Here is a 19,811-nt window from a genome sequence, read left to right as displayed (position 1 = left end):
TCCTTGTGGAAACGGTCTTGCCCGGCACGTAGTCGTGCCGGGCAGGCCGGGCCGGGCGGCAGCGAAACCGGTGGTCAGTTGGTGAAACTGGCCGTGGCGGAGGTGGCGTCGGCGCCACCGGCGGCGTCGGCCCAGTCGTTCCAGGAGCCGGTGTTGTAGTTGCCGTCGCGCTCGATCAGCCGGTTGGCACCGGTGGTCGCGAAGACGTGGTTCACGTTGTTCGCCGCGGCGCTGGTGACCCGCTTGAGGTTGTCGCCGCCCATGTTGCTCCAGCCGTTCCAAGCCCCGCGGTCGAAGTCACCATCCGTGTTGAAGTACTGACCCGCGAGGCTGATGGCACCCAGGTGAACCGTGTTTCCACTCGTGGAGGCCGTGACGTCGAGGGCTTTGAAGCCACCGTTGGGGCCGGCGATGCCCCAGCTGCCCCACTTGCCCGCCGCGTAGTCAGCGTCGAGTTCGAGGATCTGGTCGGTCGCGTCGGTGGCGAAGATGTGGTTGACCTGGTCGGCGGTGGTGGCACTGGCGACGTGCTTGAGGCCCGTACCCCCCTTGTCGCTCCAGCCGTTCCACTTGCCGGCCGAGAAGTCACCGTCGGTGTTGTACAAGTGCCCGTCCGCACCGACCGCGACCAAGTGCACCGTGTTGCCGTACGACGACGCCGCGAGCGCCGTGAACGTCGTCGAGTTGTTGATGGCGGGCGCGAACCAACCCGACCACTTACCCGACGCGTAATCACCGTCGTTCTCGTAGATCTTGCTGTCACCACCGATGGCGAACACCCGGTTCACCGAACCCGTACCCGCGCTGGCGACCTCCTTCAACTGCGAAGCACCCTGATTGCTCCAACCACTCCACTTCCCCGCCGCGAAATCACCCTCGGCGTTGAACAGGTCCCCACCCGAAACGATCCGCTGCAAGTGCACCGTGTCCTTCACCGATACGTCGTCGATGACGTTGGTGTAGCGCCGCGGGGTGTAGGTGCTGACCGGGTGGCCGTCCCAGGACGAGGCACCCACGGAGACCGTGCGGTGTGCGACCGGAGTGGAGCCGAAGGTGTAGTAGGAGAACTTCGTCTTCGCCGCGTCCTCCCACTTGTCGAACAGGAACACGTGCGCGTCGCTGTTAAGGATGTCCCCGGGCCGCAGGTCCGACATGTTGATCTCGTACGAGTAGTCGTTCAGGGCAATCGTGTTGGGCGAACTTGCCAGGTGCCATGCCATGGAGACGTACCCGGAGCAGTCGGTGCGGTAGCTCCTGCCGCTGGAGTCCGTGTACGAGCCGCCCTGGTCGTAGGGCAGGCCCTTGTTCATCCAGTACTGGGCTCTACCGATGATCTCCGAGCGGCTTATCTTGCCCCCCACCGACGATGTGGCGGCGGCATGAGCCGCGGGCTGGTCCACGATGGTCGCGGTCGCTGTGACACCGGTGACGAGTGCGGCGGCCAGAGCGAAGCGGGCGATCTTGACGGTACGGCGGCGTGCGGGCATGGCAGAGCTCCAGAAGGTTCGTGTGCGAGCGGAGAGAGGGGGACGGCCCCAGAAGCTGGTCGGGCTCAGTTGGTGAAGCTGGCGGTGGCGGAGGTGGCGTCGGCGCCGCCCGCGGCGTCGGCCCAGTCGTTCCAGGAGCCGGTGTTGTAGTTGCCGTCGCGCTCGATCAGCCGGTTGGCACCGGTGGTCGCGAAGACGTGGTTGACACCGTTCGCGGCGGCACTGGCGACGCGCTTGAGGTTGTCGCCGCCCATGTTGCTCCAGCCGTTCCACTTCCCGGCAGTGAAGTCACCGTCCGTGTTGAAGTACTGGCCGGCCAAGCTGATGGCACCCAGGTGCACGGTCTTGTCGCTCGCGGAAGCGGTGACGTCGAGGGCTTTGAAGCCACCGTTGGGGCCGGCGACGCTCCAGCTGCCCCACTTGCCCGCCACGTAGTCCCCGTCCAACTCCATTACCTGACCGGTCGCGTCGGTGGCGAAGATGTGGTTGACCTGGTCGGCGGTGGTGGCACTGGCGACGTGCTTGAGGCCCGTACCCCCCTTATCGCTCCAGCCGTTCCACTTGCCGGCCGAGAAGTCACCGTCGGTGTTGTACAAGTGCCCGTCCGCACCGACCGCGACCAAGTGCACCGTGTTGCCGTACGACGACGCCGCGAGCGCCGTGAACGTCGTCGAGTTGTTGATGGCGGGCGCGAACCAACCCGACCACTTACCCGACGCGTAATCACCGTCATTCTCGTAGATCTTGCTGTCACCACCGATGGCGAACACCCGATTCACCGAACCCGTACCCGCGCTGGCGACCTCCTTCAACTGCGAAGCACCCTGATTGCTCCAACCACTCCACTTCCCCGCCGCGAAATCACCCTCGGCGTTGAACAGGTCCCCACCCGAAACGATCCGCTGCAAGTGCACCGTGTCCTTCACCGATACAGGAACCGGGTCCGGGTACGGACTCGTGTGGTCCGCCCCGAGACCGGACGCAGGACCGCAGCTCGGCCACGCACCCTGCCCCTGGCCTGCGAGCACCTTCTCGCCGATGAGTATCTGCTGCTTCTTGGTCGCGAGATCCGCCCTGGACGCGTATTCCGTACCGCCGTAGGCACTCCAGGTGCTGGGGGTGAACTGGAGGCCCCCGTAGAACCCGTTGCCCGTGTTGATGCTCCAATTGCCCCCGCTCTCGCACTCGGCGACCTTGTCCCAGGTGCTCACCGAAGCGGCGCTGGCGGGTCCGGCCAGGGCGCCGGATGCCGCACACGTAACGAGTGCGGCAAGGGAAAGAGTGAGTACGGTACGCCCTTGGAATGACATGAACATGACAGGTCCCCCTGCTGGTACGGGTATCGATGACGACTTTTGGAAACGGCTGCGGCCGCTGCCCCGAACCGGCCGGCATCACGCGGTGATGCCTTCCGTGCTCTGGCCTGCCGGGCGGTGCCCCTACCGGCAAGAACTACTCTCGCCGCTGATCAGACAAGGTGGAAGGATCTTCGGCTGGACCGAAACGGCCTTGGACCATTCCGTCCAGCGCCGGCCTCACCAGGCCGGAAGCGGACAGCGGTGACTCGCGGAAGGGAAGCGAGGGGGCCCGAGCCCTGCCCCTACCGGGCGAGTCGGCCTCGGTGCGACCGTCATGGCATCGACCGCTTGCGGATGAGGCCTCGCCGAACGCCCAGGCGTCTCCCGACGCACGGCCCGGAGCACCGCGTCGGACCTGATGGAGCGCCTGGACGGGCGCGGCCGCTTCGAAGCGGGTGTGCGTACGGTCGGCACGGCCGGCTCCGACAGCCCGGCTGGCCCGCCCGGGCGCGGGCCCCGGGGACGTCCGCTAGCGGACGCGTTCCAGCAGGGACACCTGCAAGCCGTGGACCTTGGTCTTCCGGACCGGCTTGTAGTGCTTCTCCAGCGCCTCGGCCTGCTCCTTCGGGAGCTTGTGGTAGGGGTTCTGCGTACCGCTCCAGGTGACCACCCACACCCGCCGGGTGGCGCCGAGGCACTTCTCGGGTTGTGCGCACTCGACCGGGAAGAGGTCGTCGTTCGCGACGGCCGAGCGCTGCGCGAACACGTCGCGGAGCTTGACCCGCGGCGGCAGGAAGTACTCGACCTGGAAGTCGGTCATGAAGACGCGGTCGTCGCCCCGCACCGGTACGAAGCCGTCGCCGGGCCGGTAGCCCTTGGCGATGACCGCCGCGGCCTCCTCCCCGTCACGGCCGGCCTTGGCCGTCTCCGTACGGAGCTGACGCTGGTCGGGCAGGCCCAGCAGGATCACCGCGGCCAGACCCGCCACCCCGAGCGGCCGGGGCCGCAGGGCCGCGAGGCCCGCAGCGGCGACGACCACCCAGGCCGGCACGGTGAAGAGGAGGTAGCGGTCCATGAAGTACGAGGTGCTGCCCTGCGATACCACCCAGGCGGCCACGATCGGGACCGCTCCGACCAGCACGAGCTCGACGGCGGGCCGGCGGCCGCGGCTCCACGCGAGCGGGAGCAGCGCCAAGGCGGCGAGGGCGAGGGAGACGAGCGGAGAGCCGAAGAGGGAGTCCCAGATGTCCGCGATGCTCCGCAGGTGTGGCGTCTTGATCCAACTGATCTGCCGGCCCACCTGGCGCTGCCCGAGCAGTACCAGCGGGATCACGGGGACCAGGGCCACGGCGGCCGTCACCACGAAGGCGACGACGGTGCGCCCGCGTCGGTCCCCCCACCAGCGCAGCACCACGATCAGCGCGTGCGGCAGCAGGAAGAGCAGCGAGACGATGTGGAACAACCCGGCCGCCGCCACCGCGAGGGCGTACGGCGCCCAGCGGCGCGGGGTCGGACGGTCCAGCGCCCGTATCAACAACCAGGTGGCGGCGGTGACCGCCAGCACGACGAAGGCGTACGACCGCGCTTCCTGCCCGTAGCGGGAGACCGACGGGAGCAGCGCGAAGAGCAGGCCGGCGAAGACGGCGGTGCGGCGGTCGAAGAGCGTACGGGCGGTCAGTACGACGAAGGCGGCGGCGCCCGCCATGGCGAACGCCGAGGGCATCCGCAACATGGTCGCGGAGTCACCGAAGACGGAGACCCAGCCGTGCAGCAGCAGGTAGTAGAGGCCGGAGACGGCGTCCACGTGACCCAGCATCGCGATCAGGTCGCCGGTGCTGCGGATGGCGGCGTTCCAACTGGCGAGTTCGTCGCGCCACAACTGCGGAGTGCCGCTGCCCACGGTGGCGACGACGAAGGTCAGCACGGCTGCCCACAGCCAGTCGACACGCGCCGCTCGTGAAGCCCGTGACCCGCCCGGCACCGTCCGCGGCACGCGGTGCGCCGAGCCGGCCTGCGGTATGGCAGCCGTGCTCCTGCTCGTCATCTAGCTCGTACCTTCCGGGTCCATCGGGACGGCCGCGGTGCGCCGGCACAAGGGGAATCCGGACCGGGCTCGACGTGTCAGGGTAGATCAGTGCCCGGGTACGCAACCAATTCACTGGGCGCCGCCGACGCGGCGCCGCCCCGGGGTCACCTGGAAAGGACCGGCGGATCACTCTTGGGGAGCGAGACCCTGGCACCGTCCAGCAACCGCTTGAGCAGCGCCGACAGCGGCCGCTCCGCGTAGCGGTGGACGATCCAGGCGAGCAGGAGTACGACGGCGAGCGTGCCGAGCAGGGTCACCGGGAGGTCCATGCCCTCGTTGCGGGCCCAGCGGATCAAGGCGTAACCGATCTCTTGGTGCAGCAGGTAGACGGGGTAGGTGAGCGCGCCGGCGACGGTGAGCCACTTCCACTGGACCCGGTCGAAGGCGCCCATCGCCACCGCGAGCACCACGCCGAAGGCCGCGACGGAGAACCACGCCATCACGTCCCAGCTCAGGGAGTGCATGACGCCGTACTGATAACTGCCCTTCGTGCCCAACAGCTGGTTCTGGGCCACCAGCCAGGAGAACCCGACGACGCCCAGGAGCATCCAGTTGGTGCCGAACCGGTAGATCAGGAACATGGCGATACCGGCGATGAAGTACGGGGCGTACTCGGGCATGACGAACGTCCGCAGCAGCCCGTTGTCCCCCTTGATCGCGATCACCGACAGGAACATCCAGATACCGCAGAAGACCAGCACCCGGCGGTAGGTGAGACCCAGCGCCACGACGACGGCGAAAAGCAGGTAGAAGCGCAGCTCGACCCAGAGGGTCCAATAGACGGTGTCGGCCTCTGCGACACCCATCGGCTGCTGGAGCATCGTCAGGTTGGAGAGCACGTCGCTGAAGCGGAGATGGACGCGGTGGCGCGCGGTCGCCACGAAGTCCACCACCAGCGCCGTGAGAATGACGGCCACCCAGTAGGCCGGCATGAGCCTCACGACGCGCGAGGTGAAGTACTGCCGGGGTGTCTTGCCCCAGCAGGACATGCAGATGACGAAGCCGCTGATCAGGAAGAACAGCTGTACGCCGAGGAAGCCGTACGCGGTGTACAGGTGCAGCCCCGGCATCAACTTGGCCGGTCTGCCGTGCCACACCTCGGGCACGCGGTTGACGCCTGTCCAGTGGAACGAGACCACCATGAGCGCGGCCACCAGGCGCAGACCGTCCAGGGCTCTCAGTCGCGGTCGGGGGCCACCGCCGGACGGGGCGGCCGTCGACTGGGGACGCGGGGTGGGGGGCGCGTGCGTGCTGGTCGCCGGGTGGGGCGGTACGACCGTTGACATAGGGGGGTTTCTCCGCAGCAGAGCCGGGTTCAAGGGCCACGTCGTTCCGCCCGGCAAGCCGAGCCAAGCCGAACGTCAGCGGATGAGTCTACGTCGGGCCCGTGGACGGGCCGGCTGCCGGTGGCCGAGAGTGAGGCAGGACTCAGTACGGGCGCGGCCGGCACGGGGTCGGCGCGGGACCTCCGCGGCGTCACTCATCGAACCCCTGGGCGGCCCGTTCCTCGCGCAGCACCATGATCGCCTGGCGGCGGGCGAGGCGGTGGGTGCGGCGGATCTGGGCCTCCTGGAAGCGCCGCTCGTCCTTCTCCGTCTCCGGGAGGACGGGCGGCACCACCCGCGGCTTGCCCTCGGCGTCGACCGCCGCGAAGACGAGGTAGGCGCTGCCGACCTGGGTGGCGGGGGTGGATTCGTTCCAGCGCTCGGCGAGGACGCGTACGCCGATCTCCATGGAGGTGCGACCGGTCCAGTTGCACTGGGCCTTCACATGGACGAGGTCGCCGACGCGGACAGGGGCGAGGAAGACCATCTCGTCCATCGACGCGGTGACCGCGGGACCGCCCGAGTGCCGGCCGGCCACGGCGCCCGCCGCGTCGTCCACCAGCTTCATGATCACCCCGCCGTGGACCGTGCCCAGGAGGTTCGTGTCGTTGGCGGTCATGATGTGGCTGAGGGTGGTCCGGGAGGCCGAGGTCGGCTTGCCCGCGGGATCGCCCGCTATGTCTGTCATACGGACACCTTAAAGCGGTCTCGGAAGCATCAGCTCTGCAACAGCACCGGTACGAATCCCCACCGGGCTGTCGGCGGACTCGGCCGGGAAGGCATCCTTGGGCACATGAATGACTGGCCCGAGCCCGAGGGTCCGCAGCGGATGCGGCACATCCAGCGGCAGCAGCCGCCCGTCCGGCAGCCCGGTCCGCCGCGGCGGCCCGTCGACCCGCCGGCGCGGCAGCCCACGTACGGCGTGCCGCCGCAGCAGGCCCAGAGCCCCAGCGGCTACGACGGTGGCTACAACACCGGACAGGTGTACGGGACGCGCGCGGGCGGAGGCGGCGGCGCTCGGCCGCCGGCGGGCCCGGGAGGGCCCGGCCGGGGCGGCGACGGCCCCGTACCCGTCCGTGTCGTCGTCGACTGGCGCAAGCGGATCAAGATCGGCTCGATCGTCCTCGTCTCGGCGCTGCTGGTGACCACGATCGGCACCTACTTCTGGGCCGACTCCAAGGTGCGCCGCGAGGTGGACCTCTCGAAGGTCATCGAGCGCCCGAAGGAAGGCGACTGCACGACGTACCTCATCGTCGGCTCCGACAGCCGCGAGGGCATGTCCGACGAGGAGAAGAAGAAGCTCCACACGGGCTCGGCCGAGGGCAAGCGCACCGACTCGATGATGATCCTCGCCAAGTGCTCCAGCGGGAACACGATGATCTCGCTGCCGCGCGACTCGGACGTGGAGGTCCCGTCCTTCGTCGGCTCCCAGTCCGGGAAGAAGTTCCCCGCCCAGGGCCGCCGGGTCAAGCTCAACGCGGCGTACGCGGAGGACGGGCCGGAACTGCTGGTCCGCACGATCGAGTTCAACACCGGCCTGCGCATCGACCACTACGCGGAGATCGGCTTCGCCGGCTTCGCGAACATCGTGGACGCGTTGGGCGGCGTGGAGCTGGACATCGAGAAGGGGTTCAAGGACGAGAAGTCCGGAGCCGACTTCAAGGCCGGCCGGCAGACTTTGAACGGCAGCCAGTCGCTGGCGTTCGTACGCACCCGTTACGCCTTCGCCGAGTCCGACCTGCAACGGACCAAGAACCAGCAGAAGTTCCTCTCGGCGCTGGCCAGTCAGGCCGCGACACCGTCCACGATCCTCAACCCCTTCGCCCTGTACCCGGTGATGGGCGCCGGACTGGACACGGTGATCGTGGACAAGGACATGGGCCTGTGGGACATGGGTCAGATGTTCTTCGCCATGAAGGGCGTCAACGGCGGTGACGGCGTGTCGATGAACATGCCCATCTCCGGTGAGCGAGGCGGCAACCTGATCTGGGACAAGGCCAAGATGCAGCAGTTGGTGAAGCAGATCCAGAACGACGAGAAGGTGACCGTGCAGAGCCGCTGACGGCGCGCGGGAGCACTGGGCGGGGCGCCCTGCGGGAACGGCGCGCGGGGCGGCGCGCGGGCACAGCGCGCGCCGGGTCCACGGGGCAGGTCCGGTAGGTTGCCGTGCAACTGTTGCGGCTCACGCGCCGGGGGGCGGTCCGGGGAGCCCGTGCCTTCGGTGCGGCACGGAACCGGACGGGCGTCCTTCCTGCCTCTGGAGCGTCCATGTCCCTGCACCCGTCCCCGCGGGCCTTCGCCAGGCCGCAGCCAGACGGTGACCACCTAGCGAAACGCGCCATCCCGGGACAGGCGGCCGCCACGGCGGCGCCGGGAGCGCGACTGCGCGTCCTGGACGGGCTGCGCGTCGTCGCGGCGACGGCCGTGCTCTTCCACCACTACACCCGCGAGGACATCTGGGGGCACGACGCCTTCGGGTGGCTGACCGCGGTCGGTCGCTACAGCTGGCTCGGCGTCGAGCTGTTCTTCATGATCAGCGGCTTCGTCATCTGCATGTCGGCCTGGGGCCGGCCGCTGGGCGGCTACCTGCGCAGCCGGGTGGTCCGCCTCGGGCCGGCCTACTGGTTCTGCGTGCTGGTCACCGCGGTCGTCCTGCTCGTCGACGGCAAGCCGTTCGGCGGCGCCGGGCCCGGCCTGAGTCAGGTCCTGACCAACCTGAGCATGTTCCAGACCCCCCTGGGGAGCGCCCAACTGGACATGTCCTACTGGACGCTGTGGTCCGAGGTCCGGTTCTACCTGCTCTTCGCCCTGGTCGCCTGGACGGGACTGACCTACCGCAAGGTCCTGAACTTCTGCTGGATCTGGACCGTCGCCTCCCTCCTCGCGCCGACGTCCGGAGTGCCGCTCTTCGAGACCCTGGCCAATCCGGTCTACTCGCCGTTGTTCGTCTCCGGGATCTGTTTCCACCTGATCCGCCGGGAGGGCCCGCGCGCCGGCGAGCCGTGGGCGCTGCTGGGCTTCTCCTGGCTGCTGACGCAGCGCTGGCTCAACGACATCGTCGCCTGGAACACCGTCAAGGGCGATCGGCTGTCCTGGGAGACGTGCCTGGCCGTCGTGACCGCCTGCTACCTCCTGATGGCCGCCGTGGCCCTGCGCCGGCTCGACCGGATCGACTGGCGTTGGCTGTCGGTCGGCGGCGCCATGTCGTACCCGCTGTACCTGCTGCACCAGCAGATCGGCATCACCCTGCTGCGGCAGTGGCACCGTCACGTCGAACCGTGGACGCTGCTGCTGTCGGCGGTCGCGGTGATACTGGCGGCGTCCTGGCTGATCCAACGCTACGTGGAACGACCGGCCGCCCGGCTGCTGAGGCGGTGGCTGGAGAACCGGCCGGCGCGCGCCTGACCGCTGACACGGCAAAGCTGACACGGCAAAGGGGCGCCCCTGCGGAGGCGCCCCTTCCGTACGTCTACGGCTACTTGCGTTCGACTGTCACTTGCCGGCGCGGGCGCGCAGCTTCCACGGCATGGCGATGGACTCCAGCTGGACGGCGAGGTTCATCTTGGACTCGCCGACGGTGCGGTCCTCGAAGTGGATCGGGACCTCCATCACCTGGAAGCCGCGGCGCAGTGCCTTGAACTTCATCTCCACCTGGAAGCTGTAGCCTGCGCTGCCGATGGACGCCAGGTCGATCGACTTCAGCGCATCGGCGCTCCACAGGTTGAAGCCGCCCGTGATGTCGCGTACACGGGTGCCCAAGATGGTGCTCGCGTAGGCGTTGGCCCAGCGGGAGAGCAGCTTGCGGTGCGCGCCCCAGGCGTCGGAGAGGGTGCCGCCGGGGACGTAGCGGCTGCCGACGACGAGGCCGGCGCCGGTGGAGCGGGCCACGCCCAGCATCTCGGCGATCTTGCCGGCGGGGTGGGAACCGTCCGCGTCCATCTGGAGCACGTACTCGGCGCCGTCCTCGACGGCCTTGGCCATGCCGGCCGCGTAGGCGCGGCCGAGGCCGTCCTTGGCGGTGCGGTGCAGGACCGACATGCGCGGCTTGCCGTCCTTGGTGAGGAAGCCCTCGGCCAGCTCGTCGGCGATCTTGCCGGTGCCGTCCGGCGAGGAGTCGTCGACGACGAGCAGGCGCAGGCCGGGCTGGTCGAGGCCCATCAGCAGCTCGACCATCCCGGGCAGGTTGCCGGCCTCGTTGTACGTGGGCATGACCACGGTGAGCGGGGTGTGCGCCCAGCTGTCGGGGAGCTTCGTGGTTGCGACGTCGGTCGCGCGGGGAGTCTGCTGCTCGCCTATCACAGGGTTACGCCTCACTGAAGTTGGTCACCGGTCAGAGGAGAAGCGGACGGAGGCGGACGGCAGTTCCGCCTCGCACCACACCCGCGCCCCTGCGCGAAGTTCGTTGTCGGCCCCTACGACGGCGCCGTCGCCGATGACCGCGCCGTCGAGCACCGTGCGCGTGCCCACCGAAGCGCGGGCGCCGATCAGGCTGGCGCTCACGTGGGTGTCGGCACCGATGATCGCGCCGTCCAGGACGATGGAGCCCTGGACGACCGCTCCCGTCCCGATGCGGGCGCCGGCCCCGACAACGGTACCGCCCGAGAGCTTGGCGCCTTCCGCCACCTCGGCACCGGGGAGGACCAGGGCCTCACCGCGCGGGCCGGGGACGGCCGGGGAGGAGACGATTCCGCGCACGAGGTCCGCGGAGGCCTGGACGAAGGACTCGGGCTTGCCGAGGTCCAGCCAGTACGTGTCCTCGGTGACGCCGTGCAGCTTGGCACCGGAGGCGAGGAGCCCGGGGAAGGTCTCGCGCTCGACGGATACCGGTCGACCGGCCGGGATGGCGTCGATGACGCTGCGGCGGAAGACGTAGCAGCCGGCGTTGATCTGGTCGGTGACGATCTCCTCGGGGGTCTGCGGCTTCTCGGTGAAGGCCAGCACCCGCCCCTCGGGGTCGGTGGGGACCAGGCCGAAGGCGCGCGGGTCCTCGACGCGCACCAGGTGCAGGGAGACGTCGGCATCGGCCGCTTGGTGGGAATCGACCAGGCCGGCGATGTCCAGGCCGGTGAGGATGTCACCGTTGAAGACGAGGACGGGGGCGTCCGGGCCGCCCGTCAGCCGCTGGGCGGCGTTGCGGATGGCGCCGCCGGTACCGAGGGGCTCGTCCTCGACCACGTACTCAAGGGTGAGGCCGAAGGCGGAGCCGTCGCCGAAGTAGGGCTCGAAGACCTCGGCCAGGTAGCAGGTGGCCATCACGATGTGCGTGACACCGGCGGCAGCGGCCCTGGCTATCTGGTGGGCGAGGAACGGAACACCCGCGGCCGGAACCATCGGCTTGGGGGTGTTCACCGTCACGGGACGCAGCCGCGTCCCCTGCCCGCCAACCAGCAGGATCGCTTCCGTCATTGCTTTCTCCCCAACCGGTCGGGCGTACGAAGGTCCAAATTTAGCCCATGCGGGGGCACGCGAAGGCCGGAGGTGAGCCGTGCGGAAGCGGGACGCGGCGCCGGCCGGAGGGCCTGCCGCGCGGAACACCGGTGCTCACGTGGCGGGTCGGGGTCCACGGCGGCGCCCGACCCTGGCACCCGCGCGGGCGGGGCGGACGGAAGGCCCTGACGTTGTTGCGGATTTGGTACGTCTCCGCGTCGATGCCGTTGCCGCGCTCGGCCGCACGGGGCCTTCGTCCCCTCCCTCTGCTTTTGTGCGCACTACGGGTGTTTCTTCGTGGCTGCGTCGGACGAGCCCGCTGCGTCAGACGACGGTGCCCTGGTTGAGCCAGCTGACGCCGAAGCCGTTGAAGAGGTAGACCGCCACGCTGTCGCCGGTACCGGAGAGGAAGTAGTCGGCGTGGGTGTCGCCGTTGAAGTCGGCGAACTGCACCCTGCCCTGCGTGGTCGTGACACCGTTCGCGATCTGCCCGAGGGAGCTCCAGCCGCCGTGTCCGTCGCCGCCGCGGTTCGCGTAGGCGCTGACGGAACCGTTGGCGGCGATCGTGAGGTAGTCGGCCCGGCCGTCGCCGTCGATGTCGGCGAGGCGAAGGCGGGAGCGGTCCGTCGTGGTGCCGCTGGCCACCTTTGACAGCACGTTCCAGCCACCACCGCCGTCGCCGCCGCGGTTGGCGTAGACGTCGACGGAGCCGCTGTCGGCGACGACGGTGTAATCGGCCCGGCCGTCGCCGTCGAAGTCGGCGAAGCGGACCTGGTCCTGGTTGGTGGAGGCGCCCGTGCCGACCTGCCCGATGCTTTGCCAGCCGCCGTGCCCGTCGCCGCCGCGGTTGAGGTAGACGAGGACGCTTCCGTTGGTGTTGAGAAGGATGTAGTCGGCCTTCCCGTCACCGTCCCAGTCGGCGAACCGGGCCCGGGAGCGGTCGGTCGTCAGGCCGCCCGCGACTTGGCCGAGGCTCTGCCAGCCGCCACCGGCGTTCCCGCCGCGGTTCAGCTTGACGGTGACGGCGCCGTTGTCGGCGACGAGGACCTGGTCGGTCTTGCCGTCACCGTCCCAGTCGGCCCAGCGCACGCGGGCGTCGCCGCCGGATTCGTTACCGGCACGCGGCAGCGCGTGTTGCGTCCAGCCGTCCGTGACGGCCTGTTCGAGGGCGTCGTCGAAGACGCGGGCCATCTTGGCGTAGCCCGCATCAGTGGGGTGCAGGCGGTCGGCGTTCAGGTCCGTCGCGACGTCCATGGTGGGCGGTTCCACGTAGCGGAAGTGCTGGCCGGCCGCCCGGCGGGCGGCTTCCTGGCCGCGGATGACGGAGTTGAAGGTGGCCGTGCGCTGCCCCTGATCCACGGTTTCGGTCAGCAGACCTTGGACGATGACCGTGACTCCGGGCTTTCGTGCCTGGATTCCGTCGACGAGCGTGCCCAGCCGGTTCGCCGCGTCGACCGGGTCGGTGCCCGCTTCACGCAGGTCGTTGATGCCCAGGTGGAGCAGGACGACGTCCGGATTGGCGGCGGCCTGCCATTGGGCCGTATACGGGCGTATCTGCTCGATGGTCTGCCCGCTGTGCCCCTCGTGGTCGGGATCGGCAAAGGTGCCGTCGACATCGCTGCCGACGAAGTCGGGGAGGTAGCGGGACTGACCCGCCATGAGGTTCCACAGCGGCAGCCGGTAACCGTCGCCGCGGGCGCTGCCCGCGCCCTCGGTTATGGAGTCGCCGAGCGGCATGATGCGCAGGAGCGACGGGGAGGGCTTCGGGGCCGCGAGGGCCGGGGTGGCGCCGATTCCGATGAGGGCGGTGCCTGCGAGCAGGGCGAGGCTGAGGTGCGCGGTGCGCTTCATCACGGGTCTGGGACCTTCGGTGGGGAGGGGCTGCGACGCGGGGCGTCTTCGCATGACAGGGCGGAACGCGCGGCGAGGAGACCGGGGAAACCAGAGGCTTCGCAGAACCCGGGAAAACCTGACTGCCGCGGCAGGGTCAGCCGGTCACGCGGAGCTCGACGACGACGTGCCCCGTGGCCTCCAGCGGCTTTTCGACCGCTCTCGCGTAGCTGTTCTTGCCGACGTCGACGGTCGTGGTGGAAGCGCCCGAGACGACCTTGGCGCTCACGGGGCGGGCGCCGGCGTCGAGGGCGAAGACCCGGTCCAATTCAAAGGTGACCCGTCCGGTTTGCGAACGGACGTTGAAGCAATACATCGGCTTCCGCTTGGCGGCGGAGTCCTCATAGCTGTAAACCCGGACCTGGGAAGCACTGATTCCGCATTCCGCGAGGGTGATTCCGCCGTCCCCGCGAACCAGCTTGATTCCGTCCTTTGCCAGGATTTCGGCGGAATTCGGATACGGGGACTCCGCCGCTGCGACGGGTGCCGAAGGGGACGACGAGACCGAGGGCGAGACCGGAGCAGAGGGCGACGGCGAGGCCGAGGCCGAGGCGGCAGGTGACGGCGAGGCCGGGGCGGACGCCGAAGGCGACGCGGAAACCGGCGCCGACACGGACGCTGGGCCCGAGGGCTTCCCGGGGGCCGCCGGACCCGCCTCGGAGACGCCACCCTTCACGTCGGCGGCAGCCGCGTAGGCGCCGAAAGCGCAGAGCGAAGTGACCGCTATGGCGGCGATGACGGGTTGACGCGCGCGGGAGAACACCGTGCAGGTCCTTTCGAGGACGGAAACAGCAGTCAGAATCACAAGGATCTTGATGATTATCTGACATTAACTCAAATCCGTCGGACCTCCGCCATGAAAAAGGCCCGACTGGTGGCTCCAGCCGGGCCTTTACGCGCACCGGAGTCAGGGCAGGTTGCGCGCCATGACGATGCGCTGGACCTGGTTCGTGCCTTCGTAAATCTGGGTGATCTTGGCGTCGCGCATCATGCGCTCGACCGGGTAGTCGCGGGTGTAGCCGTAGCCGCCGAGCAGCTGGACCGCGTCCGTGGTGACCTCCATGGCCACGTCGGAGGCGAAGCACTTGGCGGCGGCGCCGAAGAACGTCAGGTCGCCGTCGACGCGTTCGGACTTGGCGGCCGCCGAGTAGGTGAGCTGGCGGGCGGCCTCGATCTTCATGGCCATGTCCGCGAGCATGAACTGCACGCCCTGGAAGTCGGCGATCGGCTTGCCGAACTGCTTGCGCTCCTGGACGTAGCCCTTGGCGTAGTCCAGGGCGCCCTGGGCGATGCCGAGGGCTTGGGCGGCGATGGTGATGCGGGTGTGGTCCAGGGTCTTCATCGCGGTGGCGAAGCCGGTGCCCTCGGCGCCGATCATGCGGTCCGCGGGGATGCGGACGTTGTCGAGGTAGACCTCGCGGGTCGGGGAGCCCTTGATGCCGAGCTTCTTCTCCGGGGCGCCGAAGGAGACGCCCTCGTCGGACTTCTCGACGACGAAGGCGGAGATGCCCTTGGATCGCATCGAAGGGTCGGTCACGGCCATGACCGTGTAGTAGTCGGAGACGCCCGCGTTGGTGATCCAGCGCTTGACGCCGTTGAGGACCCAGAAGTCGCCGTCGCGCACCGCGCGGGTCTTCATGCCGGCCGCGTCGGAGCCCGCGTCGGGCTCGGAGAGGGCGTACGAGAACATCGCGTCGCCCTTGGCCAGCGGGCCGAGGTACTTGGCCTTGAGCTCCTCGGAACCGGAGAGGATCACCGGGAGCGAGCCGAGCTTGTTCACGGCCGGGATGAGGGAGGAGGAGGCGCAGACCCGGGCCACTTCCTCGATCACGATCACGGTGGCGAGCGCGTCGGCGCCGGCGCCGCCGTAGGTCTCGGGCACGTGGACGGCGTGCAGGTCGTTGGCGACCAGCGCGTCGAGGGCCTCCTGCGGGAAGCGCGACTCCTCGTCGACCGCCGCGGCGAACGGCAGGATCTTCGCCTCGGCGAGCGAGCGGACGGACTCGCGGAGCATGTCGTGCTCCTCGGCCGGGCGGTACAGGTCGAAGTCGGCAGAACCCGCCAAGATCTCTCACTCCCCAGGTGTGATGCGTGGTGCGCGCCGCGTGATGTCGGAGCGCGATCCGTGATGCTAACTACCGTTAAGTAACCCGAAGCTTAGTCTCCGGCGTCCGGGCAGCGATATGTACGGCGTACGTGAGCTGCGTGACAGCGGAGGCGCGCGGTGCGCGCACGGGGAGCGTCCCCCGGGGCGGGCCCGACTATGCTCAGTGGCCGCAAACGGCCCCGCACCTCTGGAGCACCCATGGCCCCCCTCAAGATCACCGTGATCGGCACCGGTTACCTCGGTGCGACGCACGCCGCCGCCATGGCGGAGCTGGGCTTCGAGGTGCTGGGTCTGGACGTGGTGCCGGAGAAGATCGAGATGCTGGCCGCGGGCCGGGTCCCGATGTACGAGCCGGGGCTGGAGGAGTTGCTGGGCGCGCACGTGGCCGGGCTGCCGGGCTCCTCCGGGCGGCTGCGCTTCACCCGCTCCTGGGAGGAGGTCGGCGCCTTCGGCGACGTCCACTTCCTGTGCGTGAACACGCCGCAGAAGCACGGCGAGTACGCCTGCGACATGTCCTACGTCGACTCCGCGTTGGAGTCACTGGCCCCGCACCTGACCCGGCCCGTGCTGGTCGTCGGCAAGTCCACGGTTCCGGTCGGTTCGGCGGAGCGCCTCGCGGCGAAGCTGGCGGCGCTGGCCCCGGTGGGCGCGGACGCGGAGCTGGCGTGGAACCCGGAGTTCCTGCGCGAGGGCTTCGCGGTGCAGGACACCCTGCACCCGGACCGCATCGTGATCGGCGTCCAGGGCGACCGCGGCGAGAAGGTGCTGCGGGAGGTCTACGAGACGCCGATGTCGGAGGGCACGCCGCTGGTGGTGACGGACTTCCCGACCGCGGAGCTGGTCAAGACGGCCGCCAATTCCTTCCTCGCGACGAAGATCTCGTTCATCAACGCGATGGCCGAGGTGTGCGAGGCGGCCGGTGGTGACGTGGTGAAGCTGGCGGAGGCGATCGGCTACGACGAGCGGATCGGCTCGAAGTTCCTGCGGGCCGGGATCGGCTTCGGGGGCGGTTGCCTGCCCAAGGACATCCGGGCGTTCATGGCGCGGGCGGGCGAGCTGGGCGCGGACCAGGCGCTGACGTTCCTGCGGGAGGTCGACTCCATCAACATGCGCCGCCGCGGGCACATGGTGGAGCTGGCGCGCGAGGCGGTCGGCGGCTCCTTCCTCGGCAAGCGCGTCGCGGTGCTCGGCGCCACCTTCAAGCCGGACTCCGACGACGTGCGCGACTCCCCCGCGCTCAACGTGGCCGGCCAGATCCACCTCCAGGGCGGCCAGGTCACCGTCTACGACCCGAAGGGCATGGAGAACGCGCGACGCGTCTTCCCGACCCTCGGGTACGCGAACTCCGCCGTCGAGGCGGCCCGGGCCGCGGAGGTCGTCCTGCACCTCACCGAGTGGCGGGAGTTTCGCGAGCTGGACCCGGCGGCGCTGGGCGAGGTCGTCACCGACCGGCTGGTCCTGGACGGCCGCAACGCCCTCGACCCCGACCTGTGGAGGGGTGCCGGCTGGACCTACCGCGCGATGGGCCGCCCCCGCGCGTAACGGGTCCGGGCCGCGCGTGACGGGGCGCCCCCGCGCGTGAACGTCGCGTAAGCGCGTGACGGGTCACGCCCCGCCTGACGGCTCCCGTACGCGCGGGACGGGGTCGCCCCGCCTGGACGGGTCGCGGACTCAGCCGCCGCGGCCCCGGGAGGGGCGCGAGCGGCCGGCGTCCGCGACCGCCGTGGCCGCCGGACGCGGTCGGTAGAGTGGCGGCCGATGACCGCCACCAGCAGCCCACCGAGCGCCCCCACCCCCTCCGCGACGACGGCGCCCGCCACGCGCGGCCGTGGAGCCTTGGCAGCAGCCGTGCGGGGACGGGGCGCGCTGCCGGCCATAGCGGGTCTCTGGACGGCGAGCCGGGCGCTGATGCTCTGGATGCTCGTGCACGACTTCCACAGCTCGAACCTCGTACGGGTGGACGTCAGCGGGACCTACCACAACTGGTACGACGTCCTGGTCACCTGGTCGATGCCGCACGACGACATCACGTGGCAGTATCCGCCCGCCGCCGCGGCGATCTTCCTCTCGCCCGATCTGCTGCCGTTCCTCACCTACTTCCAGGCCTTCGTCGCGCTGACGGTGCTCTGTGACGGCGTGATCCTCGTCGGTCTGCTCCGGGCCGCCCGCCGCCGCGACGGGAGCCGGGCCGGCGCCCTGTTCTGGCTGCTCGCGCTGCCGCTGCTGATGGCGACGCCCTTCGCGCGCTACGACGTCCAGGTGACGCTGCTCGCGGTCGGTTCGCTGCTGTGTCTGCGCCACCGGCCGAGGCTCGGCGGGGTGATCGCGGGCATCGGCGCGATGGTCAAGGTGTGGCCGCTGCTCACCCTGCTGGGTGCTCCGCGCGGCAAGTCGACGCGGGAGGCCGTCATCGCGGCCGCGCTGTCGTGTGTCGCGCTGCTCGCCGTCTTCGCGGCGCTCTTCCGGGACTCCCTCGGCTTCCTCGGCAACCAGGGCGACCGGGGCGTGCAGGTGGAGTCCGTCGGCGGGTCTGCGCTGATGCTCGCCATGCGGACGGGGATCTGGCCGGGCCGGATCACCTTCCAGTACGGCGCCTTCGAGTACGTCGGCCCGTACGTCCCGGCCATCGCGCGGGCCTCGATCGCGCTCACCGTGATCGGCTTCGTGCTGCTGGTCCTGTGGCGCGTACGGGCCCGTCGCTGGACGACCGCGACGCCGCTGGACGCCGCGCTCTGCGCGATCATGGTGTTCACCGTGACCAGCCGCGTCATCAGCCCGCAGTACATGATCTGGCTGCTCGGCCTGGCGGCCGTCTGCCTGACCTCCAGGAACACCACCCAGCGCCCGATCGCGTGGCTGCTGGCCGCCGCCACGCTGCTCACCTCGCTGATCTTCCCCGTCTGGTACGGCGACGTGTTGCAGAACACCTGGACCGGCACGATCCTGCTGTGCGCCCGTAACGGCATGTTGCTCTACGCCACCGTCTGGTCCGGCGTCCGGCTGTGGCGCGCGACCGTACCCGGACCCGGGCCGCGCGCCTAGACCGTACGGCGGTGTTGGGCGGCGCGGGCGGTGAACTCCGCGTCGCGCAGCACCCGTTGGGCGTTGCCCCAGGTGAGCAGTGCCAGATCGGGCTCCGTCCAGCCCCGTTCCAGCAGTTCCGCGACCAGCCTCGGGTAGCCGGAGGGGTCGGTCAGGCCGGCCGGGCGGGGACTGCCCGGTTCGGCTCCGAACGCGGCGCCGAGACCGACGCCGTCGGGGCCCGCGAGCGCCCTCACGTGGTCCACGTGGTCCGCCACCGCGTGCAGCGAGTCCCCGGTCCGCTCCGTGTCGAAGGTGACCATCGCCACGCCGCCCGCCGCGCGCAGCGCGAGCAGCACCTCGTCGGTCACGTTCCCCGGGTGCGGGTTGAGGGCGGCGGCCCCGGTGTTGGAGATGATGACCGGCGCCTTGGACGCGCCCGCGAGCTGACAGGCCACCGCCGAGGGGCAGCCGGCCAGGTCGAGCAGCATGCCCAGGCGGTTCATCTCCTTGACCACCTCGTGGCCGAAGACCGTGAGGCCTTCGCGTGCCCAGGGCGCCCCGGCGGGTGCCAGGATGCGCACGCCCAGCGCGTGGAAGGCGCGCAGCGCCCCCAGGGAGCCGCTCAGCGTGCGGCCGGGCACCGGGCCGAGGAACGCGGCGATACGACCCCGGTTGCGGGCGTCCGCCATGTCGTCGGGGGTGAGCGCGAGACACAGGCTGTCGGGGTAGCGGCGTACGAGGGACAGCGCCACGTCGATCTGCTCCAGGGTGTCGGAGACCACTTGGTCGACGGCCGGTGCCTCGCTCGGCGTGAGCAGGGACCAGAACTGGGCGCCGACCCCGCCGGCGCGCAGTCTCGGGATGTCGGTGTCCACACCGAGGTCGGGGGTGTCGATGTCGTGGTACGGACTCTGGCGCAGCGTCCAGACCAAGGTGTTGCACCCGTCGGCCACGGGATGTTCGGACAGCAGCTCCATGGCCCGGTCCAGGGCTCCGGGCGCCGCACCCGGGGCGGGGTCCTCGGATCCCAGGCAGCCGGGGCCCACGTCGGTGCCGGGGCTCTGGAGGGGTTCGTCCTGCAAGTCGGCCATGGCGTTCGCTCCGGTCTCGGCGCAGCAGGGAGAGAAGCGGGGTTCGTCTGGCCACGGTGACACGCGGGGCGCACGG

The 19,811-nt window shown here is 69.9% G+C and carries 15 protein-coding genes; 4 read left to right on the top strand and 11 right to left on the bottom strand.

The features are described from left to right. Positions 1-74: 74 nt before the first annotated feature. The 5 genes from ACV7NM_RS19650 to ACV7NM_RS19630 all read right to left on the bottom strand — a co-directional run bounded on the left by ACV7NM_RS19650 (position 75) and on the right by ACV7NM_RS19630 (position 6,884). The gene (locus ACV7NM_RS19650) at positions 75-1,487 is read right to left on the bottom strand and encodes a hypothetical protein (RefSeq protein ID WP_463411485.1); all 1,413 of its coding nucleotides are present in this window, start codon (positions 1,485-1,487) and stop codon (positions 75-77) included. Between the two features lie 65 nt (positions 1,488-1,552). Next, complete coding sequence (locus ACV7NM_RS19645) at positions 1,553-2,698, bottom strand: transglycosylase family protein (RefSeq protein WP_463411484.1); 1,146 nt, start codon at positions 2,696-2,698, stop codon at positions 1,553-1,555. 616 nt (positions 2,699-3,314) lie between these two features. Next, positions 3,315-4,829, bottom strand: coding sequence for a glycosyltransferase family 39 protein (locus tag ACV7NM_RS19640; protein WP_463411483.1), 1,515 nt, complete (start codon positions 4,827-4,829; stop codon positions 3,315-3,317). Between the two features lie 146 nt (positions 4,830-4,975). Next, positions 4,976-6,157 (bottom strand): acyltransferase family protein, encoded by a 1,182-nt coding sequence (locus ACV7NM_RS19635; protein WP_463411482.1) that lies wholly within the window; start codon positions 6,155-6,157, stop codon positions 4,976-4,978. Between the two features lie 190 nt (positions 6,158-6,347). Beyond that, positions 6,348-6,884: an acyl-CoA thioesterase gene (locus tag ACV7NM_RS19630; RefSeq protein WP_463411481.1), complete on the bottom strand. Its 537-nt coding sequence runs from the start codon at positions 6,882-6,884 to the stop codon at positions 6,348-6,350. A gap of 105 nt (positions 6,885-6,989) precedes the next feature. Between ACV7NM_RS19630 and ACV7NM_RS19625 the strand changes: the two genes are divergently transcribed. Then, positions 6,990-8,258 (top strand): LCP family protein, encoded by a 1,269-nt coding sequence (locus tag ACV7NM_RS19625; RefSeq protein ID WP_463411480.1) that lies wholly within the window; start codon positions 6,990-6,992, stop codon positions 8,256-8,258. Between the two features lie 206 nt (positions 8,259-8,464). After that, positions 8,465-9,601 (top strand): acyltransferase family protein, encoded by a 1,137-nt coding sequence (locus ACV7NM_RS19620; RefSeq protein WP_463411479.1) that lies wholly within the window; start codon positions 8,465-8,467, stop codon positions 9,599-9,601. Positions 9,602-9,688: 87 nt separating this feature from the next. Here the strand turns inward: ACV7NM_RS19620 and ACV7NM_RS19615 are convergent, their stop codons facing one another. From ACV7NM_RS19615 to ACV7NM_RS19595, 5 genes are all read right to left on the bottom strand, one after another. Then, positions 9,689-10,495 (bottom strand): polyprenol monophosphomannose synthase, encoded by an 807-nt coding sequence (locus ACV7NM_RS19615; RefSeq protein WP_463411478.1) that lies wholly within the window; start codon positions 10,493-10,495, stop codon positions 9,689-9,691. Between the two features lie 24 nt (positions 10,496-10,519). After that, complete coding sequence (manB, locus tag ACV7NM_RS19610) at positions 10,520-11,602, bottom strand: mannose-1-phosphate guanylyltransferase (protein WP_463411477.1); 1,083 nt, start codon at positions 11,600-11,602, stop codon at positions 10,520-10,522. Positions 11,603-11,947: 345 nt separating this feature from the next. Beyond that, positions 11,948-13,474, bottom strand: a complete 1,527-nt coding sequence (locus ACV7NM_RS19605; RefSeq protein ID WP_463413993.1) for an FG-GAP-like repeat-containing protein — start codon at positions 13,472-13,474, stop codon at positions 11,948-11,950. 136 nt (positions 13,475-13,610) lie between these two features. Then, positions 13,611-14,276, bottom strand: a complete 666-nt coding sequence (locus tag ACV7NM_RS19600) for a hypothetical protein (RefSeq protein WP_463411476.1) — start codon at positions 14,274-14,276, stop codon at positions 13,611-13,613. 144 nt (positions 14,277-14,420) lie between these two features. Next, a complete protein-coding gene (locus ACV7NM_RS19595; RefSeq protein ID WP_463411475.1) occupies positions 14,421-15,578 on the bottom strand; it encodes an acyl-CoA dehydrogenase family protein in 1,158 nt (385 codons plus the stop codon). A 240-nt stretch (positions 15,579-15,818) separates the two neighbouring features. On the opposite strand from ACV7NM_RS19595, the gene ACV7NM_RS19590 reads away from it, so the two are divergent. Beyond that, the gene (locus ACV7NM_RS19590) at positions 15,819-17,162 is read left to right on the top strand and encodes a UDP-glucose dehydrogenase family protein (RefSeq protein ID WP_463411474.1); all 1,344 of its coding nucleotides are present in this window, start codon (positions 15,819-15,821) and stop codon (positions 17,160-17,162) included. 216 nt (positions 17,163-17,378) lie between these two features. Then, positions 17,379-18,662, top strand: coding sequence for a glycosyltransferase 87 family protein (locus tag ACV7NM_RS19585; protein ID WP_463411473.1), 1,284 nt, complete (start codon positions 17,379-17,381; stop codon positions 18,660-18,662). Here the strand turns inward: ACV7NM_RS19585 and ACV7NM_RS19580 are convergent. Further along, complete coding sequence (locus ACV7NM_RS19580) at positions 18,659-19,735, bottom strand: dipeptidase (RefSeq protein ID WP_463411472.1); 1,077 nt, start codon at positions 19,733-19,735, stop codon at positions 18,659-18,661. The two genes, ACV7NM_RS19585 and ACV7NM_RS19580, sit on opposite strands and share 4 nt — an antisense overlap. Positions 19,736-19,811: the final 76 nt, after the last annotated feature.

Source organism: Streptomyces sp. Tek67B01 (genome assembly GCF_055231995.1).
This window is presented reverse-complemented; position numbering and strand designations above follow the sequence as displayed.